This window comes from Streptomyces sp. NPDC014676 (assembly GCF_043084105.1).
Lineage (GTDB): Bacteria > Actinomycetota > Actinomycetes > Streptomycetales > Streptomycetaceae > Streptomyces.
On the sequence record NZ_JBIBZI010000001.1, the window covers coordinates 880,114 to 906,444 of the forward strand.

Here is a 26,331-nt window from a genome sequence, read left to right on the forward strand (position 1 = left end):
GGGCCCCGCCCCGGCCCTGGACGGGCCCTGTCCTGGAACGCCGGACGGGCTGTCTCTATGCCGGTGTCCTTTCGATGACCCGGGGCTTGGGTTCCGCGTTCTCCAGGACGTCCCGGAGGTGGCGTTCCGCCACCGGGAGCACCTCGGCGATCGTGATGTCGCGGCCCAGCTCGTTCGCCAGGGAGGCGACGCCCGCGTCGCGGATGCCGCACGGGATGATCTTGTCGAACCACTTGTTGTCGGGGTTCACGTTCAGCGCGAAGCCGTGCATCGTGACGCCCTTGGCCACCCGGATGCCGATCGCGGCGATCTTGCGGTCCTCGCGGCGCTGGCCGGCGTTGGAGGGCGCGTACTCCGGGCCGTTGAGGCGGGGGTCGAACTCGTCGTCGGTGAGCCGGGGGTCGAAGTCCAGGGAGAGTCCGCCGAGCGCGGGGCGCCGCTCCACCGGGTCGCCGAGGACCCAGACGCCGCTGCGGCCCTCGACCCGGGTGGTCTCCAGGCCGAACTCCGCGCAGGTGCGGATCAGGGCCTCCTCCAGGCGGCGGACGTGTGCGACCACGTCCACCGGGCGGGGCAGCTTCTGGATCGGGTAGCCCACGAGCTGGCCGGGGCCGTGCCAGGTGATCTTGCCGCCGCGGTCCACGTCGATGACCGGGGTGCCGTCGAGGGGGCGCTCGTTCTCCGCGGTGCGCCGGCCGGCCGTGTAGACCGGGGGGTGCTCCAGGAGGATCACGGTGTCGGGCACCTCGTCGGCGAACCGTGCCGCGTGCACCCGGCGCTGCTCGTCCCAGGCCAGCTGGTAGTCCACGGCCTCGGCCCCGAAGCCCATCCGTACGAACCGCACATCGCTCACGGCAAAGCGCCTCCCTAGAAGGTCGTCAGGCACGAAACGCGCCCACGCCACTGTACGACCGTTCGAGCGGAGGATGACCGGGGGCCGGTCGGGGCTGGTCGGGCCGGCCGAGTCGGCCGGGGCTGGTCGGGGCGACTGTCAGCCTTCGGGTAATCCTCACACGATCGGATGAATGCCGGTCGAATTCTGCGATCGGGTGCTTACTCTCCGCTACATTCACGCCGTCCGTGTGTCCATAAGGGCTGCTCACAGGCAATCCGGGCACCTCGCTCAGCCGGAAGGCAGGAGACCGCACCGCAGATGACGGAACGACCCGCGCAGCGCACCCCCAACCGACAGCTCGCCGCGCTCATCGCAGAAGCGGGGTTCTCCAACGCGGGACTCGCCCGTCGCGTGGACCAGCTCGGTCTCGAACACGGGCTCGACCTGAGATACGACAAGACCTCCGTCACCCGCTGGCTGCGCGGGCAGCAGCCCCGCGGTACGACGCCGGCGCTGATCGCCGAGGTCTTCACCCGGCGTCTGGGCCGCCGCCTGACCGCGCAGGACCTGGGGCTGGACGCCTGTGCGCCGGTCTACGCGGGACTGGAGTTCGCCGCCACCCCCGAGGAGGCCGTCGACATCGTCAGCGGGCTGTGGCGCAAGGACTCCGGCAGCCACGCCGAGCTGCGGAAGATCGCCTTCACCTCGGCGGGGCTGGTCGTGCCGAGCCGGGACTGGCTGATCGGGCGGGCGGACGAGAAGGTGGCCCGGGCGGAGCCGCCGGTACGGGTGCCGGCGCAGGGCCGGCCGCCGCTGCGGCCGGCCGAACCGCTCGCGCGCCGGCGTGCCGCGGCCGAACGCGGTCCGGGCCACCGGGTCACCGGCGGTGACATCGCGGCGCTGCGGTCGGTCGGCGAGCTGTTCCGCACGCTCGACGACGCGTACGGCGGCGGGCACGCCCGCCAGGCCCTCGTGCGGTACCTGGAGCACGAGTGCGAGCCGATGCTGCGCGGCACGTACGGCGAGCAGACCGGGCGGCGGCTGTTCGCGGCCGCCGCGGACCTGACGCGGCTGGCCGGGTGGACGTCGTACGACATCGCGGCGCACGGGCTCGCGCAGCGGTACTTCGTGCAGGCGCTGCGGCTGGCACAGGCGGCGGGGGACCGGGCGTACGGCGCTTACGTCCTGGTCACCATGAGCCGGCAGGCCGTCTACCTCGGGCACGGACGGGAGGCCGTGCAGCTCGCGCGGGTCGCCCAGCAGGGGGCGGGCGGGTCGGGACCGCCGGCCGTGCAGGCGCTGCTGCACGCGGCCGAGGCGCGGGGGCACGGAGTGCTGGGGGAGGTGCGGGCCTGCACGGCGGCGCTGGTGCGCGCGGAGCGGGCGCTGGAGGGGGCGCGGCCCGGTGACGAGGTTCCGTACTGGGCGCGCTTCTTCGACGAGGCGCAGCTCGCCGACGAGTTCGGGCACTGCCACCGGGATCTGCAGCAGTTCCGGGCCGCCGCGCAGCACGCGGAGCGGTCACTGCGGTTGCGGGCGCCGGGGTACGCCCGCAGCCGGCTCTTCTGCCGGGTGGTGCTGGCGACCGCCCGGCTCGGTCTGGGGGAGCTGGACCAGGCGTGCCAGCTGGCGGCCGAGGCGGCCGGGGCGGCGGCGGAGATGCGCTCGGTGCGGGCCGTCGAGTACGTCCGGGACTTCGAACGCAGGCTGGAGCCGTACCGGGACGCCGCCCCCGTACGCACGTACCGCGACAGGGTCGCGGCCTACGGCTGACCGGGGCAGCGCCCGCGGCTTCCGTCACCCACGCCGGGGCCCCGCGAGGTGCCGGGCGGTGCGAACACCCCGGCCCGCACCCACGCGGGGCACCCGCGAAGCGCCGCCCCCGGCTCACGCCGCGCGAGCGCTCGGTACAGGATCCGCCCGGTGCATCGACCGCCCCACCCCCAGATCCGCCAGGATCGCCGCGGCCGCCCGGTGCGCCGAGTGCAACGCCCCCTGCACCGTCCCGGTGTCCCGGTGATCACCACACACGTACAGCCCCGCCAGCAACCGCACCGGCCGCAGCAGATCGTGCGGCGGCCGCATCGCCGGCACCGCCTCCGCCGTGTGGTACACCCCCAGCGTCTCCCACCGCGCCGTCGACGCCCCGTACAGCCGGGCCAGATGCATGCGTACGGCCGTGTCCACCCCCGGCGCCGGCGGCCCCAGGACCGTCGAGCTGACCAGCGTGCGACCGGCCGGGGCCCGGGACGGGTCGACCCGGCTGACGACCGCCGTGTGCGCCACCGGCCCGCCCCGCTCGGCGTCGAGCAGCAGCGAGGCACCGGCCCCCGGGACCTCGTCGACGCTGTGGTGCACCACCGTCACGGGGTGGAAGTCCGGCACCCGCAGCCCGGGCAGCAGCTCGGCGGCGGCCCGCGCCCCGGTCGCGATCAGCACCGCGCCGCACCGGAACTCCCCGTGCTCCGCGGTGGTCACCGAGGTCGTCGACACGGAGGTGACCCGCACCCCCGTGTGCACCGTGCCCGGCGGCAGCGTCCGCGCCAGTGCCCGCGGCAGCGCCTCCGCACCGCCCTCCGGCACGCACAGCCGCCCGCTCGCGAACGCCCGCAGCGCCAGATCCGCGCACCGGCTGGACGTGGTGAGGTCCGGGTCGCACAGCAGAGCGGCGAGGAGAGGGCGCAGGAAGCCGTCGATGGTCCGGGCGGGCAGGCCCCGGGCCGGCAGCGCCTCGGCCGCCGTCGTCTCGGGCCGGGCCAGCAGCCGTTCCACCGGCGTGCCCGCGAGTTTGCTGAACGCGGCGCCCAGGCGGGCCTGGTCGACCGCCGTGCCCAGCGGGGCGCCGGTGCGGCTGCGGGGCACGGACACCTGCCGTCCGGGCACGGCCACCGGCCTTCCGGGCCCGCAGCCCGGCCGTGGGGCGCTCGCCAGGGCGCGCACGGCATGGAGTGCGCCCCTCGCGCTCCGCGCCCCTCTCGCGCCCGGCTGCACGCCCGCACGGTGGTGCCGTCCGTCGCTGTGCAGCAGGACACCGGGTGCGAAGGGCCGCAGCACCAGCCCGTCGAGGCCCGAGGCCGGCCGTAGTTCGGGATACGCCGTGGACAGCAGTCGTCCGACCCGGTCGAGCCGGAAGCCGTCGATCTTCTCGGTCGCCATCCGGCCGCCCACCTCATGGGCGGCCTCCAGGACCAGGGTGGTGACTCCTGCGCTGGTCAGTCGTCGCGCCGCGGAGAGTCCGGCGACCCCGGCTCCCACGACGACGACGTCCGCCTGGTACGTGGGCTCAAGCACGTGCCCCTCCTCGAGGTTGCGCGGGCGCTGGAGACGTCATGCCCTCAACAGGCCCCAGGGATACCCGAGTTCGGGTCGAGGTTAGGGCCGTGGCCGAGTACCTGGTCAGTCGCGCATGGACAGAGCACGGGCGCACGACGGTCGCATACGCACGCCGGACGGGCACGAGGTGGTCGCAGAGGGCTCGGAGACGGATCGGTTCCGGGCGGATCGTGGTCACGCGGGCGCGCCCTCCCGCCTTCACGCGGGCGTGCCCTTCCGCCTCCGTACGGGCGTGCCCTTCCACCTCCGTACGGCCGTGCCCGCCCGCCCGTACGCCTTCGCGCCCGCGCGCTCACAGCGCCGCCCGGACCGCCCCCTCGATCCGGGGGAACGCGAACCGGAAGCCGGACTCCAGCAGCCGGGCCGGCAGCACCCGGGCGCTGCCGAGGACATCCCCGGCCATCTCCCCGAGCACGGCCCGCAGCACCGGCGCCGGCACCGCGAACACCGCCGGGCGGCGCAGCACGCGCGCCATCGCCGCGGTGATCTCACGGTTGGTCACCGGGTGGGGCGCGGTCAGGTTGAACGGTCCGGACAGCCCGTCGGTGTCGAGGAGGTGGCGCAGGGCCGCCACCTCGTCGTGCAGGGCGATGAACGACCAGTACTGGCGTCCGTCGCCCATCCGTCCGCCCAGCCCGGCCCGGAAGAGGGGGAAGAGCCTGCCCCACGCCCCGCCCCCGCGCGCCACCACCAGGCCGGTGCGCGCGAACACCGTCCGTACGCCCGCCTCCCGCGCCGGTGCCGCGGCCGCCTCCCACTCGACGCACAGCTCCGGCAGGAAGCCCTCGCCGGGCGGCGCGCTCTCGTCCACCGGCCGGTCGCCGGTCTCGCCGTAGTAGCCGATCGCGCTGCCGTTGAGGAACACCCGGGGCCGTACGTCCCCGGGCAGCCCGGCGACGGCCTCGGCGAGCGCGGTCGTGCCGCCGACCCGGCTGGCCCTGATCCGTGCCTTGTAGGCCGCCGTCCAGCGCCGGCCGCCGACCCCGGCGCCCGCCAGATTGACCACCGCGTCGCACCCGGCGAGGCCGGCCGCGTCCACCGACCCGCGCTCCGGGTCCCAGCGGACCTCGTCCGCCGCCCGCGGAACGCGCCGCACCAGCCGGACCACCTCGTGCCCGTCCGCCGTCAGGGACCGCGCCAGCGCGCCACCGATGAGCCCGGACGCACCGGCCACCGCGATTCGGGAACGTTCCATGGCGTCCATCCTGCCCCTCGCGGCACGGAATCACGGCCGGGGCGACGCGATCCGCCCGTACAGTGGCACTCATGTCCGAGCCGTCCATACGCGTCGCCCGTTCCGACGACGAGCGGGAGCTGGCCCGCCTCGACCGGGAGACCTGGTCCACCGTGCACGCCGTCGTCCCGCCGCCGGCGGACGACTCGTTCTTCAGCGAGCGGTCCGGGCCCCGGGACCACCGTGTCGCCGAGTACGGGGGCCGGATCGTGGGGTACGTCCGTCTCGGCTTCCCCACCGAACTCGCCAGCAACGCGCACGTACGGCAGATCCGCGGCCTCGCCGTCGCCGAGGAGGCGCGCGGTCTGGGCGTGGGCCGGGCCCTGGTGCGGGCCGCCGTCGCGGAGGCACGGGAGCGCGGCGCCCGCCGGATCACCCTGCGCGTGCTCGGCCACAACACCGCCGCACGCGCGCTGTACGCGTCCGAGGGCTTCGTCGTGGAGGGCGTGCAGCCGGGGGAGTTCTTCATCGGGGGCGAGTACGTCGACGACGTCATGATGGGGCGGTCGCTGGTCTGACGGGGACCGCGGGGTCTATGACGTCACCGGCTCCCCCGTGTCCACCGGCGCCGTCGCGTCCGCCGCGCGCTCGGCGTCGTCCGCCACCTCGTCCGCCGTCAGCACGTAGCCGGTCTCCGCGTCCGAGGTGGAACGCGCGAACACCACGCCGTACACCCGGCCCTCGGTGGTCAGCAGCGGGCCGCCGGAGTTGCCGGGGCGGACGGTCGAGCGGATCGAGTAGATCTCACGGGTGACCACAGCGTCGTTGTAGATGTTCTGCCCCCGGGCCCGCACCCGGTGGGCGACCGTCGCCGCCTGAAGGTTCAGGTCGCCGTCCTGCGGGTAGCCCGCGACGACCGCGGAGTCGCCGCGATCGGCGTCGTCGTCGAATTCCAGGACGGGCGCCCGCAGCTCCGGCACGTACAGCACGGCCACGTCCTTGCGCGGGTCGAAGAGCACCACCCGTGCCGCGTACGTCCGTCCCACCCCGCCCACGCGCACGGTCGGCTCGTCGATGCCGGCCACCACGTGGGCGTTGGTCATCACGTGCTCCGTCGCGTACACGAAGCCGCTGCCCTCGCGGCCCTGGAGGCCCGTCACGCCCTCGACCTTCACCGTGCCGCGCTGCGCGGCCCGGGTGGCGGCGGCGGTGACGCTGTCGCCGGTGGGTGCGGCGACCTCGGCGGTCGACTCGTTCTCGAACGGGTTGAAGACCTGTGGGAAACCCGCCTCGGTCAGCGCCGACGTGGCCCGGGAGAACCAGCCCGGAGTGGTGTCCGGCATCGCGTCCTGCACCGCGCCCAGCAGCCGTGAGTCCCGGATCGCCGACGTCACCAGCGGGGAGGAGGAGGCGCCCAGCACGCTCGCCACCACCCACGCCACGATCAGCACGGCCACCGAGTTGGCCGCCGCCCCGCCGACCCCGTCCGCCACCCGCAGCGGGCCCCGGTCCAGCTCCCGCCGCAGTCTGAGCGCCAGCCGCCCCGCCAGTTCATGGCCCGTCACGGCCGGCAGCAGCACCGTGAACACGGCCGTCACCGTCGCCCGGGTCGTCCCCGGCGTCACCAGGTCCATCACCCACGGCAGGATCCACACACCCACGACCGCACCGCCCACGAAACCGGCCAGCGAGACGCAGCCCGCCAGCAGCCCGCGCCGGTAACCGGACGCCGCGTAGGCCAGGACCACCAGCAACAGCAGGATGTCGAGCAGGTCCACGCACGCCGCCTCTCTCTCGGGACCACCGGACCATCAGTACGTGGGGGAGGGGCCCGGTGATCAGCCACGCGCGGTCGACCACCGGAAAGCGGCCGCACGCGCGTGTACCCGGAAGAACGCCGCGGACCCGGACGATGGTTCCGCCGCTGACCGGACGGCGGGTCCACCGGTTGGCACGGCCACGTCGCGGGCTCGCCCGATCGGCTCCACAGTGAAGAGCATGCGTGTACTCAGAAGACCGAACGGGGGAGCACGGCTGCGTCTCGCTCCCCGAATATCCCGCAGGACCGGCGGCGCCGGCATGCCCCGAACCCTCAAGGTGCTGCTCGGCTGCGTGCCGGGCTTCGCCGCGGCGGTCGCCCTGGTGCTGTGTGCGTACGGCGTCGAGCGGGCCGCGGAGCCCTCGGCCGCAGCCCCCGCACGCAAGACGGCCGCCCACACGGCGCCCAGGCCGCACATCGTGCCGAGAACGGTCTGGGCGGGCGACACCGACCGCGAACAGCCGCCCCCGCGCTACGACGACAAGGTCGTCGCCGTCTTCGTACACCACACCGACTCGCCCAACGACTACGACTGCGCCGAGGCCCCCGCCCACATACGCAGCCTCTACGAGGGCCAGACCACCGCTCGGGGCTGGGACGACATCGGCTACAACTTCCTGGTCGACCGCTGCGGCACCATCTACGAAGGCCGCGCGGGCGGCGCGGGCCGTCCCGTCACCGGCGCCCACACCTTGGGCTTCAACCACCGCAGCACCGGCATAGCCGCGCTCGGCACCTTCACCGCCGGGGTGCCCGTGCCACCCGCGATGGAGCGCGCGATCGCCGAACTGGCGGCCTGGAAGCTCGGTACGTCCGGCACCGACCCGCGATCCGACGTCCGGCTGGTCTCCAGCAACGGCGGCAGCCGGTACGCGACCGGCACCACCGCGATGCTGCCCGCCCTCGCGGGCCACAGCGACGGCTTCATGACGAGCTGTCCGGGGGCCGCCCTGCAAGCCCGTCTGCCGCGGATCAGGGAGATGGCGGCGGAGCTGCAGGGCCGCAAGCCGGACGCCGGAGGCCGTCAGGAGCGGCAGGAAAAGGCGCAGAAGGCGACGCGGAAGCAGAACGGCCGGATCGCGGGGGCCCCGAGGTGAGCCCCGTTCCACTGAGCGGCTCCCCGTCGCTCAGCCCCCGAACCGCTCCCACAGCCGCGGGTAGCGTTCGGCGAGCAGGGCCTCGTTCTCGAAGTCGAGCGGCGTGCCCTCCGGCTCCGCGGGGGCCGGGGGCAGGTCGAGGTCGGGTGCCACCGTCCCGGTGAGCTGCTCGTACGCCTCGTCCGCGGCGTAACCGAGGTCCTCGCCGTCGCCGTCGACCTCCTCGTCGAACTCGTCCAGCAGATCGGCCAGCGCGTCCGGGTCGTGCAGCGCCCCCTCGAACACCTCCCGGCCCTGGCCGATCAGCCAGCACCGGAAGTAGTCGAAGGCGTCGTCGCTCGCCCCGCCCAGCAGCACCCAGGCGGCGCCCCACAGATCCCAGTGGTAGGCGCGGTGGTACCGGGACTCGAAGTGACGGGCGAAGTCCAGGACCGCCTCCGGGTCCAGCCGCAGCAGCCGCTCCACCAACAGATCGGCCTGCTCCTCCGGATCACCCCCGGCGTCCTCACGGGCGGCGTCCACCAGCTCCCAGAACTCCGTCTCGTCCATCACGAGGTCAAGCATCGACCCTACGGTCCACGGACGCACCCGCAGCGCATGAAGGGGGTCCGGGCAAACAGGGGCGCGGGGAACCGCGCACGGGGGTCTGGGGGCGCAGCCCCCAGGGACGGGACGGGAAGGGGCGGCGGGGGGCGAAACCCCCGGAAGGCATCCCACCCCCGCACCAGGGAATCGAAAGGACCCCCTTTTCACAACCCGTACAGCTCCGCCAGCCGCGCGGCCTCCGCCACGAACCGCTCCCGCAGGGTCAAAGGCGCCAGCACCTCCACCTCCGCCCCCAGCGCCGCCAACTGCTCATGGGCGACCTCCTCGGACTCCACCGGCAGAGTCACCGTCACCCACCCGCCCCCCTCCGGCTCCCCCGCCCGCGCCAACGCCTCCCGCGCCGCGACCGCGTCCACGGCATACGGCAGCCGGCGCGCCCCCTCCGCCGACAGCCGCACCACGACCTCCGCCCGCAGGATCGACCGCGCGAACTGTTCCGCCCGCTCCCCCCAGAACGCCGGCAGATCGAAATCCTCCGCCCGCTCGAAACGTTCCGCGCCCGCCTCCACCGCCGTGAACCGGTCGATCCGGTACACCCGGAAGGACCCCTGCCCGGCCACCCGCGCACACAGGTACCAGACCCCCGCCTTGAGCACGAGCCCGTACGGCTCCAGCTCCCGTTCCACCTCGCCGCCGTCACGCCGGTACCGGGCGGTGACCCGCCGGTCGTCCCACACCGCGTCCGCGACCGCCGGCAGCAGCCCGGGCGTCTCCGGCTCATGGAACCAGTTCGGCGCGTCCAGATGGAACCGCTGCGCCGCCGTACGGGGGGCGTCCCGCAGGGACGGCGACAAGGCCGCCGACACCTTCAGCCGGGCCGCCGACGCCGCGTCCTCCAGCCCCATCTCGCGCAGCGCCCCCGGCACCCCGGACAGGAACAGCGCCTCCGCCTCCCCGCGCGCCAGCCCCGTCAGCCGCGTCCGGTACCCGCCGACCAGCCGGTAGCCGCCGATCCGCCCCCGGTCCGCGTACACCGGCACCCCGGCCTCCGACAGCGCCTGCGCGTCCCGGGTGACCGTCCGCTCCGACACCTCCAGTTCCCGCGCCAGCTCGGCGGCGGTCATGGAGGGCCGGGACTGGAGCAGCAGCACCATCTTGATCAGCCGGGCAGCGCGCATGCGCCCATCATGCAAGAAGCCCCCGCCCGGGGTGGGCGGGGGCCTCCTGCACGGTCAGGCCGTCACAGGCCGTACTTCTCGCGCGCTTCCTTCACCGAGGCCGCCTGGACCTCACCACGGCGGGCGAGCTGGGCCAGGGCCGCGACGACGATGGACTCGGCGTCGACGCCGAAGTGGCGGCGGGCCGCGTCACGGGTGTCCGACAGACCGAAGCCGTCGGCGCCCAGCGACGAGTAGTCCTGCTCGACCCACTGCGCGATCTGGTCCGGGACCTGGCGCATGTAGTCGGAGACCGCGAGCACCGGACCCTCGGCGCCCTGGAGCGCCTGCCGGACGAACGGCACCCGGTCCTCGCCGCGCAGCAGTGCCTCGTCCGCCTCCATGGCGTCCCGGCGCAGCTCGGTCCACGAGGTGGCGGACCACACGTCGGCGGCCACGCCCCACTCCTCGGCGAGCAGCTTCTGCGCCTTCAGCGCCCAGTGGATCGCCGTACCGGAGCCCAGGAGCTGGATGCGCGGCGCGTTCGCGGCCGGGGACAGGCCCGCGGACTCCGCCGTGTTGAAGCGGTACAGGCCCTTGACGATGCCCTCGTCGATGCCGGCCGCCTGCGGTTTGGCGGGCTGCGGCAGCGGCTCGTTGTAGACCGTCAGGTAGTAGAAGACGTTCTGGTCCTCGTCCGGCTTGGCCTCGCCGAACATCCGGCGCAGACCCTCCTTGACGATGACGCCGATCTCGTACGCGAACGCCGGGTCGTACGTCAGTGCCGCCGGGTTGGTCGCGGCGATGACCGGCGAGTGGCCGTCGGCGTGCTGGAGGCCCTCGCCCGTCAGCGTCGTACGGCCGGCCGTGGCGCCGACGAGGAAGCCGCGGCCGAGCTGGTCGCCGAGCTGCCACATCTGGTCGCCGGTGCGCTGCCAGCCGAACATCGAGTAGTAGATGTAGAACGGGATCATCGTCTCGCCGTGCGTCGCGTACGACGTCGAGGCGGCGACGAACTCGGCCATGGCACCGGCCTCGGTGATGCCCTCGTTGAAGATCTGGCCGTTCTTGGCTTCCTTGTAGTACATGAGCTGGTCGCGGTCGACCGGCTCGTACGTCTGGCCCATCGGCGAGTAGATGCCGAGGGACGGGAAGAGGCTCTCCATGCCGAAGGTGCGCGCCTCGTCGGGGACGATCGGCACCCAGCGCTTGCCGGTCTCCTTGTCGCGGACCAGGTCCTTGACCAGGCGGACGAAGGCCATGGTGGTGGCCACGTTCTGCGAGCCGGAGCCCTTGTCGAAGGCGGCGAACGCCTTGTCGGCGGGCTGCGGCAGCGGCGCGACCGGGTGCACGCGGCGGGCCGGGGCCGGACCGCCGAGGGCGGCACGGCGCTCCTGGAGGTAGCGGACCTCGGGGGAGTCGGCGCCCGGGTGGACGTAGGGGACCTGGCCGTCGACGAACTGCGCGTCGGAGATCGGCAGTTCCAGCCGGTCGCGCATCGCCTTGAACTCGTCCACCGTCAGCTTCTTCATCTGGTGGTTGGCGTTCTTGGAGGCGAAGCCCTCACCGAGGGTGTGGCCCTTGACCGTCTGCGCCAGGATCACGGTCGGCGCGCCCTTGTGGGCGAGCGCGGCCTTGTACGCGGCGTACACCTTGCGGGACTCGTGGCCGCCGCGCGAGAGGTGGAAGCACTCGAGGATCTTGTCGTCGCTCAGCAGCTTCGCCATCTCGACGAGCGCCGGGTCCTTGCCGAAGAAGTCCTCGCGGATGTAGGCGGCGTCGCGCGTCTGGTACGTCTGCACCTGCGCGTCGGGTACCTCGCGCAGGCGTCGTACGAGAGCGCCGGTGGTGTCGAGCCGGAACAGCTCGTCCCAGGCCGTGCCCCACAGGGTCTTGATGACGTTCCAGCCGGCGCCGCGGAACTGGGCCTCCAGCTCCTGCACGATCTTGAAGTTGGCGCGCACCGGACCGTCGAGGCGCTGCAGGTTGCAGTTGATGACGAAGGTCAGGTTGTCGAGCTGCTCGCGGGAGGCGAGGGTGAGCGCGGTCGTCGACTCGGGCTCGTCCATCTCGCCGTCACCGAGGAACGCCCAGACGTGGGAGTCGGAGACGTCCTTGATGCCGCGGCTGGTCAGATAGCGGTTGAAGCGCGCCTGGTAGATCGCGGAGATCGGCCCGAGGCCCATGGAGACGGTGGGGAACTCCCACAGCCAGGGCAGGCGGCGCGGGTGCGGGTACGACGGCAGGCCGTTGCCGCCCGCCTCACGGCGGAAGTTGTCGAGCTGCTGCTCGCCGATCCGGCCGTCGAGGAAGGCGCGGGCGTAGATGCCGGGGGAGGCGTGGCCCTGGATGTAGAGCTGGTCGCCGGAGCCGTCACCCTCCTTGCCGCGGAAGAAGTGGTTGAAGCCGGTCTCGTAGAGCCAGGCCGCGGAGGCGAAGGTGGCGATGTGGCCGCCGACGCCGTACTTGCTGCCGCGGGTCACCATGGCCGCCGCGTTCCAGCGGTTCCAGGCGGTGATCCGCTGCTCCAGCGCCTCGTCGCCGTCCACGGCGGGCTCGGCGGCGGTGGGGATGGTGTTGACGTAGTCCGTCTCGAGGAGCTTCGGCAGCGCGAGGCCGGCTCCCTCGGCACGCTCCAGCGTGCGGCGCATCAGGTACGCGGCACGGTGCGGCCCGGCCGCCTTGGTGACGGCGTCCAGGGAGGCCTGCCACTCGGCGGTCTCCTCGGGGTCGCGGTCCGGGAGCTGGTCGAGCTCGCTCGGCTGGATGGCGTTGGGGTCGGTCGTCATGTCGCCGCCTTCCTCAGTCGAAGGGGGGTGCCCTTGTGTCTTTGGCAGGACAGGGCGGAGGGCTCGGGTGCAAGCCCGCTGGCGACTGTAACTCCCTGATCGATGATCGATCAAAGGGTTGAGGGGCAAAATCTCTCGATCTCGAGAAAGTAGGCACGGGGTGCCTCCGGCGGTGGCACGGGGTGACTGTTCAGTCGGGGTGTTTGCGCAGGTGAGGGGGTGTGCGCGCAGAAGAGCTCGGGCGGCTCGGTGGTATGACGGCTGCGGCCCGTCGGTGGCCGATCGCGCAGTTCCCCGCGCCCCTGCAGGGGCGCGGGGCTGTGCCGACATGCGGCTCCGCCGCGCGGGCGCGAAGGGGGTCCGGGGGCGAAGCCCCCAGGGACGGGACGGGAAGGGGCGGCGGGGGCGAAAAAAGCTCCCGGCGCTACGCCCGAGGCGCGCATCCCAGCACATGCGCCTTCACCAGCTCCGCGATCCGCGGATCCCGCCTCCGGAACGCGGCGACCAGCTCCTCGTGCTCCTCCGCGTAGGACTGCTGCACCGTCCCCAGCCACCGTATCGACAACGCCGTGAACACCTCGATCCCCAGCCCCTCCCACGTGTGCAGCAGCACCGAGTTCCCGGCGGCCCGCACCAACTCCCGGTGAAATCCCACGGTGTGCCGCACCTGCCCCGTCCCGTCGGACAGCCGGTCGGCTTCGTACAGCGCGGCGACGTGCGGCTCCAGCGCCGAGCAGTCCTCCGCCAGCCGCCCCGCGGCCAGCTCCGCCGCGATCGCCTCGAGACCGGCCCGCACCGGGTAACTCTCCTCCAGGTCGGCCGCCGTGAGGTTCCGCACCCGTACGCCCTTGTTGGGCGCCGACTCGATCAGCCGCAGCGACTCCAGCTCGCGCAGCGCCTCCCGTACGGGAGTCTGGCTGACCTCCAGCTCGGTCGCGATCCGCCGCTCCACGATCCGCTCGCCCGGCTGCCAGCGTCCGCTGATGATCCCTTCCAGGATGTGCTCGCGGATCTGTTCGCGCAGCGAGTGGACGACGGGCGCGGTCATGAGGGGCTCCTTAGCGGGGCCCACGGGCCCCCGGGGGGCTTTGACGCTTAGACAATACGGCGACCGGCCCGCCCGGGAGGGGCGCACAGGGGCGCTTTCGCCCAGGTGAGACGAGACTTACATGTTCCATACGCCGATGCCCCCGCCCGGGAAGCCGTGAGGACTTCCCGGGCGGGGGCACCGTAGGACCGTGTCAGCGACGGCGGGTCACCCGGTCACAGACCGAGCTCGACCTCGAACTCGCCGGCCTCCAGGATCGCCTTGACCGCCGTCAGGTAACGGGCCGCGTCGGCACCGTCCACCAGGCGGTGGTCGTAGGAGAGGGTCAGGTAGGTCATGTCGCGGACGCCGATGACCGTGCCCTCCTCGGTCTCGATGACGGCCGGACGCTTGACCGTGGCACCGATGCCGAGGATCGCGACCTGGCCCGGGGGCACGATGATCGTGTCGAACAGCGCACCGCGCGAACCGGTGTTGGAGATGGTGAAGGTCGCGCCGGCCAGCTCGTCCGGGCTGATCTTGCTGGCCCGGACCTTGCCCGCCAGGTCGGCGGTCGCCTTGGCGATACCGGCGATGTTGAGGTCACCGGCGTTCTTGATGACCGGGGTCATCAGGCCCTTCTCGGAGTCCACCGCGATACCGATGTTCTCGGTGTCGAAGTAGGTGATGGTCCCCTCGGCCTCGTTGATCTTGGCGTTGATCGGCGCGTGCGCCTTCAGCGCCTGGGCGGCGGCCTTGACGAAGAACGGCATCGGGGAGAGCTTGACGCCCTCACGTGCCGCGAACGCGTCCTTGGCGCGGGCGCGCAGCTTCATCAGGCGGGTGACGTCGACCTCGACCACCGAGGAGAGCTGGGCCTGCTCGTGCAGGGCCTTGACCATGTTGTCGCCGATGACCTTGCGGATCCGCGGCATCTTCACGGTCTGGCCGCGCAGCGGGGAGGCCTCGAGGGACGGGGCCTTCTTCGCGGCGGGCGCCGCAGCGGCGGCCGGGGCCGGGGCGGCGGTGGCGGCCTTCGCGGCCTCGGCGGCGGCGATGACGTCCTGCTTGCGGATGCGGCCGCCGACGCCGGTGCCCTTGACGGTGGACAGGTCGACGCCGTTCTCGGCGGCGAGCTTGCGCACCAGCGGGGTCACGTAGGCGCCCTCGTCCGTGGGCTGGGCGGCGGCCGGAGCGGCCGGAGCGGCAGCCGGGGCCGGGGCGGGCGCCGGAGCGGCCGGGGCTGCGGGCGCCTGCGGGGCCGGAGCCGGGGCGGCCGGGGCCGCAGCGGGGGCCGGGGCGGCCTGCTGCGGGGCCGGAGCCGGAGCCGGGGCAGCCGGGGCGGGAGCCGGGGCCGGGGCGGGCTGCGCCGGGGCCTCGGGGGCGGCCGGGGCCGGGGCGGCGGCCGGAGCGGCACCCGCCTCGCCGATGACGGCGAGCTTGGCGCCGACCTCGGCGGTCTCGTCCTCGCCGACCACGATCTCCAGCAGCGTGCCGGACGCGGGGGCGGGGATCTCGGTGTCGACCTTGTCCGTCGACACCTCCAGCAGCGGCTCGTCGGCCTCGACGGTGTCACCGACCGACTTCAGCCAGCGGGTGACGGTGCCCTCGGTGACGGACTCGCCGAGCGCGGGCAGGACCACGTCCGTGCCCTGGGCGGAGCCGCCGCCGGCCGTGGCCTCGGCGGTGGGCGCCGGGGCCGGGGCGGCCTGCTCGGTGGAGGGCTGGGCCTGAGGCTCCGGGGCGGGGGCCGGCGGGGCGGCCTGCTCGGCGGCCGGGGCCTGCTCGGCCGCGGGGGCGCCGGTGCCGTCGTCGATCAGCGCCAGCTCGGCGCCGACCTCGACCGTCTCGTCCTCGGCGACCTTGATGGAGGACAGCACGCCGGAGGCGGGAGCGGGGATCTCGGTGTCGACCTTGTCGGTGGAGACCTCGAGCAGCGGCTCGTCGGCCTCGACGCGCTCGCCCTCGGCCTTCAGCCAGCGGGTGACAGTGCCCTCGGTGACGCTCTCGCCGAGCGCCGGAAGGGTTACGGAAACCGCCATGGTTTCGGTTGCTCCTTTAAAAGTGCGGAAGTCTGTGTCGTCGCGCCCGATGCCCGAGAGCGTCAGTCGTGGGAGTGGAGGGGCTTTCCGGCCAGCGCCAGGTGGGCCTCGCCCATCGCCTCGTTCTGCGTCGGGTGGGCGTGGATGAGCTGGGCCACCTCGGCCGGCAGCGCCTCCCAGTTGTAGATCAGCTGGGCCTCGCCGACCTGCTCGCCCATACGGTCGCCGACCATGTGGACGCCGACCACCGCACCGTCCTTGACCTGGACGAGCTTGATCTCGCCCGCGGTCTTCAGGATCTTGCTCCTGCCGTTGCCCGCCAGGTTGTACTTCAGGGCGACGACCTTGTCCGCGCCGTAGATCTCCTTGGCCTTGGCCTCGGTGACGCCGACGGAGGCGACCTCCGGGTGGCAGTACGTCACCCGCGGGACACCGTCGTAGTCGATCGGAACGGTCTTCAGACCCGCCAGACGCTCCGCCACCAGGATGCCCTCGGCGAAGCCGACGTGCGCGAGCTGGAGCGTCGGGACGAGGTCACCGACGGCGGAGATGGTGGGCACGTTGGTGCGCATGTACTCGTCGACCAGGACGTAGCCGCGGTCCATGGCGACGCCCTGCTCCTCGTAGCCCAGGCCCTGCGAGACCGGGCCGCGGCCGATGGCGACGAGCAGGACCTCGGCCTCGAACTCCTTGCCGTCGGCGAGGGTGACCTTGACGCCGTCCTGGGTGTACTCGGCCTTCTGGAAGAAGGTGCCCAGGTTGAACTTGATGCCCCGCTTGCGGAAGGCGCGCTCCAGCAGCTTGGAGCTGTTCTCGTCCTCGACCGGGACGAGGTGCTTGAGGCCCTCGACGATCGTGACGTCGGCACCGAAGGACTTCCACGCGGAGGCGAACTCGACGCCGATGACGCCGCCGCCCAGGATGATCGCGGACTTCGGCACGCGGTCCAGGACGAGGGCGTGGTCGGAGGAGATGATCCGGTTGCCGTCGATGTCCAGGCCCGGCAGCGACTTCGGCACGGAGCCGGTCGCCAGCAGGACGTGGCGGCCCTGGACGCGCTGACCGTTGACATCGACGGAGGTGGGGGAGGACAGCCGGCCCTCACCCTCGATGTAGGTCACCTTGCGGGAGGCGACCAGACCCTGCAGGCCCTTGTACAGGCCGGCGATCACGTCGTCCTTGTACTTGTGCACGCCCGCCATGTCGACGCCCTCGAAGGTCGTCTTGATGCCGAACTGCTCGCTCTCGCGGGCCTGGTCGGCGATCTCGCCCGCGTGCAGCAGGGCCTTGGTGGGGATGCAGCCGTTGTGCAGGCAGGTGCCGCCGAGCTTGTTCTTCTCGATCAGGGCGACGTCCAGGCCCAGCTGCGCCCCGCGCAGGGCCGCGGCGTAGCCACCGCTTCCACCGCCGAGAATCACTAGGTCGAAAACGGTGCTGGCGTCGTTCGCCACGTCACGTCCTCCATGCATGTGCGCCACGCCGGTCTCCAGTGACCGGTCGGCGGCTGGTGTCCGGCCGCTCTATGTTCTCGGCCCTTAGGTGGGGCCCTGTCCTGCCGAGCCCCATCTTCGCACCTGCGGGACCCGAACGAGACGCCGGGCCGTGGTGTGAGACACCCCACTTCCTCGAAGGGGGGTGCCCCTTCGATCCCGGACCGCCCGGGCGGGCGGGGCCTGCCCGGGCCTCAGAGGGGGCGCTGCCCCTTGATTTCGGACGCGCGGGCGGGTGGGGGTTGCTCGCGCAGTTCTCCGCGCCCCTGAGGGGGCGCGACCGGCGGACGGCACCTGCCAGGAGGGGCCGTCCGCAGCCGCCCCAAAGGGGCGCGGGGCGGTATTTGATCTGCGGCTCCGCCGCGCGGGCGCGACCGGCCACAACGGACCCGCAGTCGCGCAACTCCCCGCACGTCCGACCTCTTGGGCGCGCCCAAGAGCCCTTAGCCGAGATCCCCCGAAGCCGCCAGCTCGGCAACCCGCACCAGCGTGCGGACAGCCGACCCCGTTCCGCCCTTCGGCGTGTACCCGAACGGCCCGCCCTCGTTGAACGCCGGCCCGGCGATGTCCAGGTGCGCCCAGGTGATCCCCTCACCCACGAACTCGCGCAGGAAGAGGCCCGCGACCAGCCCGCCGCCCATTCGCTCACCCATGTTGGCGATGTCGGCGGTCGCCGAGTCCATGCCCTTGCGCAGGTGCTCCGGCAGCGGCATCGGCCATGCCGGCTCGCCGGCCTCCTCCGCCGCCTCGAGCACCGCGGAGCGGAACGCGTCGTCGTTCGCCATGATCCCGAACGTCCGGCTGCCCAGCGCCAGCACCATCGCCCCGGTCAGCGTCGCGACGTCCACGATCGCGTCCGGCTTCTCCTGCGAGGCCGCCCACAGCGCGTCCGCGAGGACCAGCCGGCCCTCGGCGTCCGTGTTGAGCACCTCCACCGTCTTGCCGCTGTACATGCGCAGCACGTCACCCGGGCGCGTCGCCGAGCCGGACGGCATGTTCTCGGCCAGCGCCAGCCAGCCGGTCACGTTGACCTCAAGGCCCAGCCGCGCGGCGGCGACGACCGCGGCGAACACGGCGGCGGCACCGCTCATGTCGCACTTCATCGTCTCGTTGTGCCCGGCCGGCTTCAGCGAGATGCCGCCCGAGTCGTAGGTGATGCCCTTGCCGACCAGCGCGAGGTGCTTCTTCGCCTTGGACGAGGTGTACGACAGCTTCACCAGCCGCGGCCCCGACGCCGACCCGGCGCCGACGCCGAGGATGCCGCCGTAACCGCCCTTGGTCAGGGCCTTCTCGTCGAGCACCTGCACCTTGATGCCGTGCTCCTTGGCCGCCGCCTGGGCGATGGCCGCGAACGCCTCGGGGTTGAGGTCGTTCGGCGGCGTGTTGATCAGGTCGCGGGCGCGGTTCAGCTCCTCGGCGACGGCGGTGGCGCGCTCGACCGCGGCCTTGTACGCCTTGTCGCGGGGCTTGCCGCCGAGCAGCACGGCCTCGGCGAGCGGCGCCTTGCCGTTCTTGCCGTTCTCCTTGTAGGCGTCGAAGGAGTACGCGCCCAGCAGCACGCCCTCGGCGACCGCGCCGGCGTCGGCGGCGTCCGTCAGGGGCAGGGCGAACGCGGCCTTCTTGGAACCGGCGAGGGCACGGGCGGCCACACCGGCCGCCTTGCGCAGCGCCTCGGCGTCGTAACCGGCGTCCTTCCCGGGCTGGGTGCCGAGGCCCACCGCCACCACGAGCGGCGCCTTGAAGCCGGCGGGCGCGGGGAGCTTCGTCACCTCGCCCTCGGCACCGGACGCGCCGAGGGTCTCCAGGACGCCGGCGAGCCCGCCGTCGTACGCCTGGTCCACGGCCTCGGCGCCCGGTGCGACGACGGGACCTCCCGGCTCTGACGTGGAGCCCTTGGCGACACCGATCACGATCGCGTCGGCCCGCAGGCCGGGGACCGCGGCGGTGCTGAGAGTGAGAGCAGTCACGGTGGTGAAATCTCGCTTCCGATGTGAAGTTGCTGTGGCCGAAAGGTGTGGGTCGACCGGGCCCGGCAGCCGACCCTAGTTCCGACATACGGGCGCGGTGCCGTCGGGGTCGTCCCCGGGCGGCGGACACTCGGCACGAGCCTACGCGCGTGTGAGCGTTCGCTCACTCCTGCGGGCGTTCACCTCGCGGTGGCGCCATGGCCGTTTCCCGTACCCCGCCGCCGTACCCGGGGACGGCGACGATGATCCTTGAGGTTCCTGTGTACCGCCCGCGGTGCCGACCACACCGCCGCCCGTTCTGGAGACCGCCCGGTGAGACGACCCTTCCTCCTTCTTCCGCTGTTCGCCCTGCTGCTGGCGGCCTGTACGGCCGGGCCAGGACCCGGCGCCGACGCCGACGGCGCCGCGAAGACACCGGCCGGCGACCGCTGGCGGCCCCGGCCCGGCACCGGCTGGCAGTGGCAGCTCAGCGGACGGCTCGACACCTCCGTCGACGTCCCGGTCTACGACATCGACGGCTTCGACCACTCGGAGGAGACGGTCGCGAAGCTGCACCGCGACGGCCGGAAGGTCATCTGTTACCTCTCCACCGGCGCCTGGGAGGACTTCCGCCCGGACGCCGACGACTTCCCGAAGTCGGTGATCGGCCGCGGCAACGGCTGGGAGGGCGAGCGCTGGCTCGACATCCGCCGTACCGACGTGCTGGAGCCGCTCATGGCCGAGCGCCTCGACATGTGCCGGGAGAAGGGCTTCGACGCGGTGGAGCCGGACAACATGGACGGCTACCGCAACCGCACCGGGTTCCCGCTCACCGCCGGCGACCAGCTCCGCTACAACCGGCTGATCGCCCGGCTCGCCCACGAGCGCGGCATGGCCGTCGGCCTGAAGAACGACCTCGACCAGATCCCCGAACTGGTCGACGACTTCGACTTCGCGGTCAACGAACAGTGCGCCCAGTACGGCGAGTGCGCCGAGCTGACCCCGTTCGTCGAGGCGGACAAGGCCGTCTTCCACGTCGAGTACGAGCTGACCACCGACCGCTTCTGCGCCGGCTCCCGCCGGCTGGGGCTGAGTTCCCTGCTCAAGAAGTACGAACTGGACGCGTGGCGGCAGGCCTGCTGAGGCCGGGCCCCGTCACCGGCGTGCCCGCCACCCGGCCGGCCAGGGAACGGCGGCCGGTGGCGGGCACGGACAGCGTGCACCGTCCCTCGATCGGCAGCACGCAGGCCACGGCGTACACGGCGACGTCCCCCGTCGTTCCGTCTGTTCGGCGGCTCGGGCCGGCGGCGCGGACGGCGGGTCCCCAGGGGTACGGGGAGATCGTTCCAGCCCGGTGACATGACGACGGGCGCGGCGGTCACCGGCACGGAAGTTCGACGTCACCCGAATGCCGGGTGGGAAAGCGCGCCACGGCGCCCGGCTTCGGATGCGGTCGGCCGTCGTCCCGGCATGCTGCCTCAGGAAGGCTCCCCCGAGCCCGTAGGAGGATGTGGACAGTGGCGGACAAGAGCATGGTGGGCTCACTCGACGAGGAGACGTACGAGGACGAGCTGCCGGTACGGCGCCAGAGGCGTGGCTACGTGGTCGTCAAGTGGCTGACGACGACGGACCACAAGACGATCGGCACGCTGTATCTGACGACGTCGTTCGGTTTCTTCCTGCTGGGCGGGGTCCTGGCGCTGGTGATGCGCGCCGAGCTGGCCCGGCCGGGCCTGCAGGTCGTGTCGAGCGAGCAGTACAACCAGTCGTTCACGATGCACGGCGCGATCATGCTGCTGATGTTCGCGACGCCGCTGTTCGCCGGCTTCGCCAACTGGATCATGCCGCTGCAGATCGGTGCGCCGGACGTCGCCTTCCCGCGGCTGAACATGTTCGCCTACTGGCTGTACCTGCTCGGCTCGCTGATCGCGGTCGCCGGCTTCCTCACCCCCAACGGGGCGGCCGACTTCGGCTGGTTCGCCTATACCCCGCTGTCGACCGAGTCCTATTCGCCGAACACCGGCGCCGACCTGTGGATCATGGGTCTGGCGTTCTCCGGCTTCGGCACCATCCTCGGCTCGGTCAACTTCATCACCACGATCATCTGCATGCGCGCTCCGGGCATGACGATGTTCCGCATGCCGATCTTCACCTGGAACGTGCTGCTGACCGGTGTGCTGGTCCTGCTCGCCTTCCCGGTCCTCGCGGCGGCGCTGTTCGCCCTGGAGGCGGACCGCAAGTTCGGCGCGCACATCTTCGACGCGGCCAACGGCGGGCCGATCCTGTGGCAGCACCTGTTCTGGTTCTTCGGCCACCCCGAGGTGTACATCATCGCGCTGCCGTTCTTCGGCATCATCACCGAGGTCATCCCGGTCTTCTCCCGCACGCCGATCTTCGGCTACATGGGTCTGGTCGGCGCGACCATCGCGATCGCGGGCCTGTCGGCGACGGTGTGGGCGCACCACATGTTCCCCACCGGTGCGGTGCTGCTGCCGTTCTTCTCCTTCATGACGTTCCTGATCGCGGTGCCCACCGGGGTGAAGTTCTTCAACTGGATCGGCACCATGTGGAAGGGCAGTCTCTCCTTCGAGACGCCGATGCTGTGGGCGCTGGGCTTCCTCCTCACCTTCCTCTTCGGCGGTCTGACCGGCGTCCTGCTGGCCTCGCCGCCGCTGGACTTCCACGTCACGGACTCGTACTTCGTCGTCGCGCATTTCCACTACGTGGTCTTCGGCACCGTGGTGTTCGCGATGTTCGCCGGCTTCCACTTCTGGTGGCCGAAGTTCACCGGCAAGCTGCTCGACGAACGGCTCGGCAAGATCACCTTCTGGACGCTGTTCTTCGGTTTCCACGGCACCTTCCTCATCCAGCACTGGCTGGGTGCCGAGGGCATGCCGCGCCGCTACGCCGACTATCTCGCGGCCGACGGCTTCACCGCCCTGAACACGGTCTCGACGATCGCCTCGTTCCTGCTGGGCCTGTCGATGCTGCCGTTCCTCTACAACGTCTGGAGGACGGCCAAGTACGGCAAGCCGGTCGGCGTCGACGACCCGTGGGGCTACGGCCGTTCGCTGGAGTGGGCGACCTCCTGCCCGCCCCCGCGGCACAACTTCCTCACCCTGCCGAGGGTCCGCAGCGAGTCCCCGGCGTTCGACCTGCACCACCCGGACATCGCCGCGCTGGACGACAGCGAGAACCGTCCCGGGGCCTCCGTGACCGTGGCCCCCGGTGACAAGCAGCGATGAGGTCACGGCCCGGAACGTGGAGGAGCGTGTGAACCCCCGTCAGGACAGCGCCCTCGGCTGGAACCGGCTCGAAGGCCACCTCCTGTGGGCCGCCGAGGTCGAGGAGGCCCGGCGGCAGGCCCACCGGTTCGCCGGGGAACTGCCGTGGCTGACGACCGCGCAGCGCGAAGAGGTGGAACGCGTGTACCGGGCCGACCGGATCGCCGCCTCCCGGGCCGCACTGGTGCGGATCCGCGACCGGGCGGCCGAGCTGCGCACCGAGTACGAGGCCCGCTACCGGCGGCTGAGGGCGCGCTGCGTGGCCCTGGCGGTCGTGGCGGGGGCGGGCGGCGTGGCCACGGCGGTCGCCGCGTTCCTCGTCCGGTGACGACGGCCCGGTCCCGCGGCGGTCTCAGCCCAGTGACATGACGACGAGCGCGGTCGTCGCCGCCGTCTCCGCGAGGCCGCCGAACACATCACCCGTGACCCCGCCGAAACGGCGGACACAGTGCCGCAGCAGCAGTTCGGCGACGGCGACGGCCAGGACCACGGCGAGTACGGCGCGCAGGACGTCGTACGCCCCCAGGGGCGCGCCCCCGGCCGCGGCGAGCCCGGCGACCGCGAGCGCGACGCCCACCGCGCCCGCCACCGGCACCACCCCCGCGACCGCCGCGCCCAGCCCCTCCGGGCGGGCGGGCGGCACACCGGCGCGGGCGGCCAGGGTGAGCGCCAGCCGCGCCACGACCGCCGACACGACGGCGGCGAACGCGCCCCGCGCCCCGCCGTGGCCGTACGCCTGCGCCAGTGCGGCCACCTGGGCCAGCAGCACGAGGACGAGCGTGAGCACCCCGAACGGGCCGATGTCCGACTGCTTCATGATCCGCAGCGCGTCCCCGGCGGGCTTGGCGCTGCCGAGCCCGTCCGCGGTGTCGGCGAGCCCGTCGAGGTGCAGACCGCGGGTCAGGGCGGCCGGTACGGCGACGGTGGCGACGGCGGCGAGCGGTGCGCCCGCGCCGAGGAGCAGCAGCAGGAGCCCTGTGGCGGCGGCCAGGGCGCCGACCGCCAGCCCGGCCGCCGGGGCGCACAGCATGCCGGCGCGCGCGGCCGGCCGGTCCCAGCGGGTGACCCGGACCGGGAGCGCGGTGAGGGTGCCGAAGGCGAAGCGGAGGCCGTCGGCGACGGATGCGGGGGAGGGGGGTGCGGGCACCGGCGCAGATTACCCGGCGGTCACCGGGGCGCCCGCGGCCGCTGTGGATAAAGTGCCCATATGGGACATTGGCTGGATCGGAACATCATCGAGCCGGGCAAGCTTCCGCTGCTCCTCGCGCTCGCCGCCTTCGTCCTCACCTTCGTGATCACCCGGATCATCACCCGTCTGATCCGGGCCGGGAAGGGCCCCTTCGGCAACGTCACGGCGGGCTCGGTGCACATTCACCATGTGGTGCCCGGCGTCATCCTCACGGTCGTCGGCGGCTTCGGCGCGGTGGCGAGCGGCGGGGAAGGGCTGGGCTCCGCCTTCGCCGCGGTGCTGTTCGGGATCGGCGCGGGGCTGGTCCTGGACGAGTTCGCGCTCATCCTGCACCTCGACGACGTGTACTGGACCGAGGCGGGGCGCAAGAGCGTGGAGATGGTCGTCCTCACCGCCGCGCTGGTCGGGCTGCTGCTCGCCGGATTCGTGCCGTTCGGTGTCAACGACCTGTCCCAGGAGGAGCTGCAGAACCGCGCGGGTGCAGCGGCGAGCATCGGCGCGAACTTCCTGTTCGCGCTGATCGCCCTGAGCAAGGGCAAGGCGCGTGTCGCCGTCTTCGGCGTGATCATCCCGGTCGTCGCCGTGATCGGGTCGCTGCGGCTGGCCCGGCCGGGATCGCTGTGGGCCCGGCGCTTCTACCGGCGCCGGCCGCGTGCCCGTGCCCGCGCGATCCTGCGTGCCTACCGCCACGACCGCCGCTGGTCCGGCCCCCGCCGTGCCGTCGAGAACTGGCTCGGCGGCACACCGGACTCCACACCGCGGCCCCTGGAACGGGGCTGACCCGAAGTCCTTTCGCCCCGGCGCCCCTTCCCTCCCCCACTTCCGGCCTCGCCCGGGCGGGAGACACCCCCCTCGTCCCTGAGGGCCGGCCGTGCCCCGGGCCCCCCTTCGGGCCCACGCGGCGGAGCCGCATACCGGCACAGCCCCGCGCCCCTGAGGGGCGCGGGGAACTGCGCGAGGAACCACCCACCCACCCACCCACCCGCGCGTGCGGGGTCGAAGGGGCGGCGCCCCTTGAAGGACGGGACGGGAAGGGGCGGCGGGGGCGGGGAAACCCTTCCGCTCAGCCCCCCGAGCTCATGCCTCTTCCGCGTGGAGGCTCATCGGGCCGTAGATCTCCGTGGTGTCCTCCAGCAGCCGCACCTGGTCCGCACCACCCTCGAGCAGAGCCTTCCAGTGCTCCCCGATCCAGGACTCGGCGTCCCCCTGCGTGGGGAACTCCTCCGGCGGCACCGCGGGCTCGACCTGCGTCCCGTCGGCCTTCTCGAACCGCCACGTCCATGCCGCCATGTACGCCTCCCAAGAGTGTGATCACACCGGACCCAAAGACTAGTCGGACGGGCAGTCACCGTGGGGGCAGGCGAGAATCGGGGCGTGGAACTGACTCTGCTCGGCACCGGTGCCCCGGCGGGGCTGCCCCGCCCCGACTGTCCCTGCGCCGCGTGCGCGTCCGCGCTCGGCGCGGACGCGCGGGCGGCCACCTCGCTGCTCGTGGACGGGACGCTGCTGCTCGACCTCACGCCGGGCACCGCGTTCGCGGCCGCCCGCGCGGGGCGCTCGCTGGGCGGCGTACGCCAGGTGCTGCTGTCGCACCCGCACGACGGCCCCGCTCTCGAGGTGCCGGCCGGGCTGCCGCAGCCGGGACGGGTGCCGGACGGGCGGGAGTTGGCACTGCTGACGGGGCATCGGGTGCGGGCGGTGGCGCTGGACGCGCCCGGCACCGGGTACGCGGTGACCGGACCGGACGGGCAGCGGCTGCTGTACCTGCCGCCGGGCGGGGCGCCGGCCGGTCTCGAGGGGCCGGCCGAGCCGTACGCCATGGTGCTGCTGGACGTCGTGGGGCGGCCGGACGCGCTGGCGAGGCTGCGGGAGGCGGGGGCGGTGGGCCCGGCCACGGACGTCGTCGCCGTCCACCTGGACCACGACGTGCCGCCGGGCGCGGAGTCACGGCGCCGGCTCGCGGCGGCCGGGGCGCGCACCGTACCGGACGGGGCCACGCTGGAGGTGGGCGCCTGCGAGGACGCGCCCGGCGTGCCGCGCCGGACGCTGGTGCTGGGCGGGGCGCGCTCGGGCAAGTCGGTGGAGGCCGAGCGGCGGCTGGAGTCGTTCCCGGAGGTGCTGTACGTGGCGACCGGCGGGTCACGCAACGGGGACACGGAGTGGGCGGCGCGGGTGTCGGCGCACCAGGAGCGGCGGCCGGGGTCGTGGCGGACCGTCGAGACGTGCGACCTGGTGCCGCTGCTGAAGGACGACGGGCCGCCGCTGCTGGTCGACTGTCTGTCGCTGTGGCTGACGGACGCGATGGACGCCGTGGGGGCGTGGGACGACGCGGAGTGGGCGGACGGCGGGGAACGGGTGCTGCGGGACCGGACGCGTGAGCTGACGGACGCGGTGCGCGGGACACGGCGGACGGTGGTCGCCGTGTCCAACGAGGTCGGCTCGGGCATCGTGCCCGCGACCGCGTCCGGCCGCCGGTACCGGGACGAACTCGGGCGGCTGAACACGGCGTTCGCGCGGGAGTGCGAGCAGGTGCTGCTGGTGGTGGCGGGGCAGGCGGTCGTCCTGCGGGGATGAGCCCCCGGGCACGGTGCTACGGCTACGGC

General features: G+C 73.0%; 21 protein-coding genes. 8 read left to right on the forward strand and 13 right to left on the reverse strand.

The features are described 5' to 3' along the window. Window positions 1–55: 55 nt before the first annotated feature. Window positions 56–853: a lipoyl(octanoyl) transferase LipB gene (gene lipB / locus ACF1DX_RS04110; RefSeq protein WP_391789671.1), complete on the reverse strand. Its 798-nt coding sequence runs from the start codon at window positions 851–853 to the stop codon at window positions 56–58. A 300-nt stretch (window positions 854–1,153) separates the two neighbouring features. Between lipB and ACF1DX_RS04115 the strand changes: the two genes are divergently transcribed. Further along, window positions 1,154–2,608, forward strand: coding sequence for a regulator (locus tag ACF1DX_RS04115; protein WP_391789672.1), 1,455 nt, complete (start codon window positions 1,154–1,156; stop codon window positions 2,606–2,608). A gap of 114 nt (window positions 2,609–2,722) precedes the next feature. On the opposite strand, the gene ACF1DX_RS04120 is transcribed toward ACF1DX_RS04115, so the two are convergent. Together ACF1DX_RS04120 and ACF1DX_RS04125 are read right to left on the reverse strand one after the other, a co-directional pair. Beyond that, window positions 2,723–4,126 (reverse strand): NAD(P)/FAD-dependent oxidoreductase, encoded by a 1,404-nt coding sequence (locus tag ACF1DX_RS04120; RefSeq protein WP_391789673.1) that lies wholly within the window; start codon window positions 4,124–4,126, stop codon window positions 2,723–2,725. A 334-nt stretch (window positions 4,127–4,460) separates the two neighbouring features. After that, window positions 4,461–5,363, reverse strand: coding sequence for a TIGR01777 family oxidoreductase (locus ACF1DX_RS04125; RefSeq protein ID WP_391789674.1), 903 nt, complete (start codon window positions 5,361–5,363; stop codon window positions 4,461–4,463). Between the two features lie 71 nt (window positions 5,364–5,434). Here ACF1DX_RS04125 and ACF1DX_RS04130 point away from each other — a divergent pair, with 71 nt between their 5' ends. Beyond that, on the forward strand, window positions 5,435–5,920 hold the full coding sequence (locus ACF1DX_RS04130) for a GNAT family N-acetyltransferase (RefSeq protein ID WP_391789675.1): 486 nt from the start codon (window positions 5,435–5,437) through the stop codon (window positions 5,918–5,920). 15 nt (window positions 5,921–5,935) lie between these two features. Here the strand turns inward: ACF1DX_RS04130 and ACF1DX_RS04135 are convergent, their stop codons facing one another. After that, window positions 5,936–7,120, reverse strand: a complete 1,185-nt coding sequence (locus tag ACF1DX_RS04135) for a MarP family serine protease (protein WP_391789676.1) — start codon at window positions 7,118–7,120, stop codon at window positions 5,936–5,938. A gap of 301 nt (window positions 7,121–7,421) precedes the next feature. Here ACF1DX_RS04135 and ACF1DX_RS04140 point away from each other — a divergent pair, with 301 nt between their 5' ends. Next, window positions 7,422–8,258 carry a peptidoglycan recognition protein gene (locus ACF1DX_RS04140; protein ID WP_391789677.1) on the forward strand — a complete coding sequence of 279 codons (837 nt, stop codon included), beginning with the start codon at window positions 7,422–7,424 and terminating at the stop codon, window positions 8,256–8,258. Window positions 8,259–8,288: 30 nt separating this feature from the next. On the opposite strand, the gene ACF1DX_RS04145 is transcribed toward ACF1DX_RS04140, so the two are convergent. The 7 genes from ACF1DX_RS04145 to ACF1DX_RS04175 all read right to left on the reverse strand — a co-directional run bounded on the left by ACF1DX_RS04145 (window position 8,289) and on the right by ACF1DX_RS04175 (window position 19,276). Further along, complete coding sequence (locus tag ACF1DX_RS04145) at window positions 8,289–8,807, reverse strand: DUF4240 domain-containing protein (protein ID WP_391789737.1); 519 nt, start codon at window positions 8,805–8,807, stop codon at window positions 8,289–8,291. Window positions 8,808–9,007: 200 nt separating this feature from the next. Continuing rightward, the gene (locus ACF1DX_RS04150; protein ID WP_391789678.1) at window positions 9,008–9,982 is read right to left on the reverse strand and encodes a helix-turn-helix transcriptional regulator; all 975 of its coding nucleotides are present in this window, start codon (window positions 9,980–9,982) and stop codon (window positions 9,008–9,010) included. A gap of 62 nt (window positions 9,983–10,044) precedes the next feature. After that, complete coding sequence (gene aceE / locus ACF1DX_RS04155; protein ID WP_391789679.1) at window positions 10,045–12,750, reverse strand: pyruvate dehydrogenase (acetyl-transferring), homodimeric type; 2,706 nt, start codon at window positions 12,748–12,750, stop codon at window positions 10,045–10,047. A gap of 424 nt (window positions 12,751–13,174) precedes the next feature. After that, on the reverse strand, window positions 13,175–13,798 hold the full coding sequence (locus ACF1DX_RS04160) for a GntR family transcriptional regulator (RefSeq protein ID WP_391789680.1): 624 nt from the start codon (window positions 13,796–13,798) through the stop codon (window positions 13,175–13,177). A gap of 215 nt (window positions 13,799–14,013) precedes the next feature. Then, window positions 14,014–15,819, reverse strand: a complete 1,806-nt coding sequence (sucB, locus tag ACF1DX_RS04165; RefSeq protein WP_391789681.1) for a 2-oxoglutarate dehydrogenase, E2 component, dihydrolipoamide succinyltransferase — start codon at window positions 15,817–15,819, stop codon at window positions 14,014–14,016. Window positions 15,820–15,881: 62 nt separating this feature from the next. Beyond that, window positions 15,882–17,270, reverse strand: a complete 1,389-nt coding sequence (lpdA, locus tag ACF1DX_RS04170; protein WP_391789682.1) for a dihydrolipoyl dehydrogenase — start codon at window positions 17,268–17,270, stop codon at window positions 15,882–15,884. A gap of 482 nt (window positions 17,271–17,752) precedes the next feature. Beyond that, a complete protein-coding gene (locus ACF1DX_RS04175; RefSeq protein WP_391789683.1) occupies window positions 17,753–19,276 on the reverse strand; it encodes a leucyl aminopeptidase in 1,524 nt (507 codons plus the stop codon). A 312-nt stretch (window positions 19,277–19,588) separates the two neighbouring features. Here ACF1DX_RS04175 and ACF1DX_RS04180 point away from each other — a divergent pair, with 312 nt between their 5' ends. The 3 genes from ACF1DX_RS04180 (at window position 19,589) to ACF1DX_RS04190 (ending at window position 22,867) form a co-directional block, all read left to right on the forward strand. Continuing rightward, the gene (locus ACF1DX_RS04180; RefSeq protein ID WP_391789684.1) at window positions 19,589–20,398 is read left to right on the forward strand and encodes an endo alpha-1,4 polygalactosaminidase; all 810 of its coding nucleotides are present in this window, start codon (window positions 19,589–19,591) and stop codon (window positions 20,396–20,398) included. A 389-nt stretch (window positions 20,399–20,787) separates the two neighbouring features. Then, window positions 20,788–22,500: a cytochrome c oxidase subunit I gene (gene ctaD / locus ACF1DX_RS04185; RefSeq protein ID WP_391789738.1), complete on the forward strand. Its 1,713-nt coding sequence runs from the start codon at window positions 20,788–20,790 to the stop codon at window positions 22,498–22,500. Window positions 22,501–22,528: 28 nt separating this feature from the next. Beyond that, window positions 22,529–22,867, forward strand: coding sequence for a hypothetical protein (locus ACF1DX_RS04190; protein WP_391789685.1), 339 nt, complete (start codon window positions 22,529–22,531; stop codon window positions 22,865–22,867). Window positions 22,868–22,891: 24 nt separating this feature from the next. Here the strand turns inward: ACF1DX_RS04190 and ACF1DX_RS04195 are convergent, their stop codons facing one another. Further along, window positions 22,892–23,686 (reverse strand): adenosylcobinamide-GDP ribazoletransferase, encoded by a 795-nt coding sequence (locus ACF1DX_RS04195; protein ID WP_391789686.1) that lies wholly within the window; start codon window positions 23,684–23,686, stop codon window positions 22,892–22,894. 60 nt (window positions 23,687–23,746) lie between these two features. Between ACF1DX_RS04195 and ACF1DX_RS04200 the strand changes: the two genes are divergently transcribed. Then, window positions 23,747–24,508 (forward strand): hypothetical protein, encoded by a 762-nt coding sequence (locus tag ACF1DX_RS04200; protein ID WP_391789687.1) that lies wholly within the window; start codon window positions 23,747–23,749, stop codon window positions 24,506–24,508. Between the two features lie 297 nt (window positions 24,509–24,805). On the opposite strand, the gene ACF1DX_RS04205 is transcribed toward ACF1DX_RS04200, so the two are convergent. Next, window positions 24,806–25,018, reverse strand: a complete 213-nt coding sequence (locus tag ACF1DX_RS04205) for a hypothetical protein (protein WP_030859144.1) — start codon at window positions 25,016–25,018, stop codon at window positions 24,806–24,808. A gap of 84 nt (window positions 25,019–25,102) precedes the next feature. Here ACF1DX_RS04205 and ACF1DX_RS04210 point away from each other — a divergent pair, with 84 nt between their 5' ends. Further along, a complete protein-coding gene (locus ACF1DX_RS04210; protein ID WP_391789688.1) occupies window positions 25,103–26,302 on the forward strand; it encodes a bifunctional adenosylcobinamide kinase/adenosylcobinamide-phosphate guanylyltransferase in 1,200 nt (399 codons plus the stop codon). Window positions 26,303–26,331: the final 29 nt, after the last annotated feature.

Bases quoted from the DNA above. Each gene is read 5' to 3' on its own strand.
- ACF1DX_RS04125 (WP_391789674.1), bottom strand. From the start codon at position 5,363: ATGGAACGTTCCCGAATCGCGGTGGCCGGTGCGTCCGGGCTCATCGGT.
- ACF1DX_RS04150 (WP_391789678.1), bottom strand. From the start codon at position 9,982: ATGCGCGCTGCCCGGCTGATCAAGATGGTGCTGCTGCTCCAGTCCCGG.
- ctaD (WP_391789738.1), top strand. From the start codon at position 20,788: ATGGTGGGCTCACTCGACGAGGAGACGTACGAGGACGAGCTGCCGGTA.
- ACF1DX_RS04145 (WP_391789737.1), bottom strand. From the start codon at position 8,807: ATGGACGAGACGGAGTTCTGGGAGCTGGTGGACGCCGCCCGTGAGGAC.
- ACF1DX_RS04140 (WP_391789677.1), top strand. From the start codon at position 7,422: ATGCCCCGAACCCTCAAGGTGCTGCTCGGCTGCGTGCCGGGCTTCGCC.
- ACF1DX_RS04160 (WP_391789680.1), bottom strand. From the start codon at position 13,798: ATGACCGCGCCCGTCGTCCACTCGCTGCGCGAACAGATCCGCGAGCAC.
- ACF1DX_RS04200 (WP_391789687.1), top strand. From the start codon at position 23,747: ATGGGACATTGGCTGGATCGGAACATCATCGAGCCGGGCAAGCTTCCG.
- ACF1DX_RS04115 (WP_391789672.1), top strand. From the start codon at position 1,154: ATGACGGAACGACCCGCGCAGCGCACCCCCAACCGACAGCTCGCCGCG.
- sucB (WP_391789681.1), bottom strand. From the start codon at position 15,819: ATGGCGGTTTCCGTAACCCTTCCGGCGCTCGGCGAGAGCGTCACCGAG.
- ACF1DX_RS04205 (WP_030859144.1), bottom strand. From the start codon at position 25,018: ATGGCGGCATGGACGTGGCGGTTCGAGAAGGCCGACGGGACGCAGGTC.
- ACF1DX_RS04130 (WP_391789675.1), top strand. From the start codon at position 5,435: ATGTCCGAGCCGTCCATACGCGTCGCCCGTTCCGACGACGAGCGGGAG.
- aceE (WP_391789679.1), bottom strand. From the start codon at position 12,750: ATGACGACCGACCCCAACGCCATCCAGCCGAGCGAGCTCGACCAGCTC.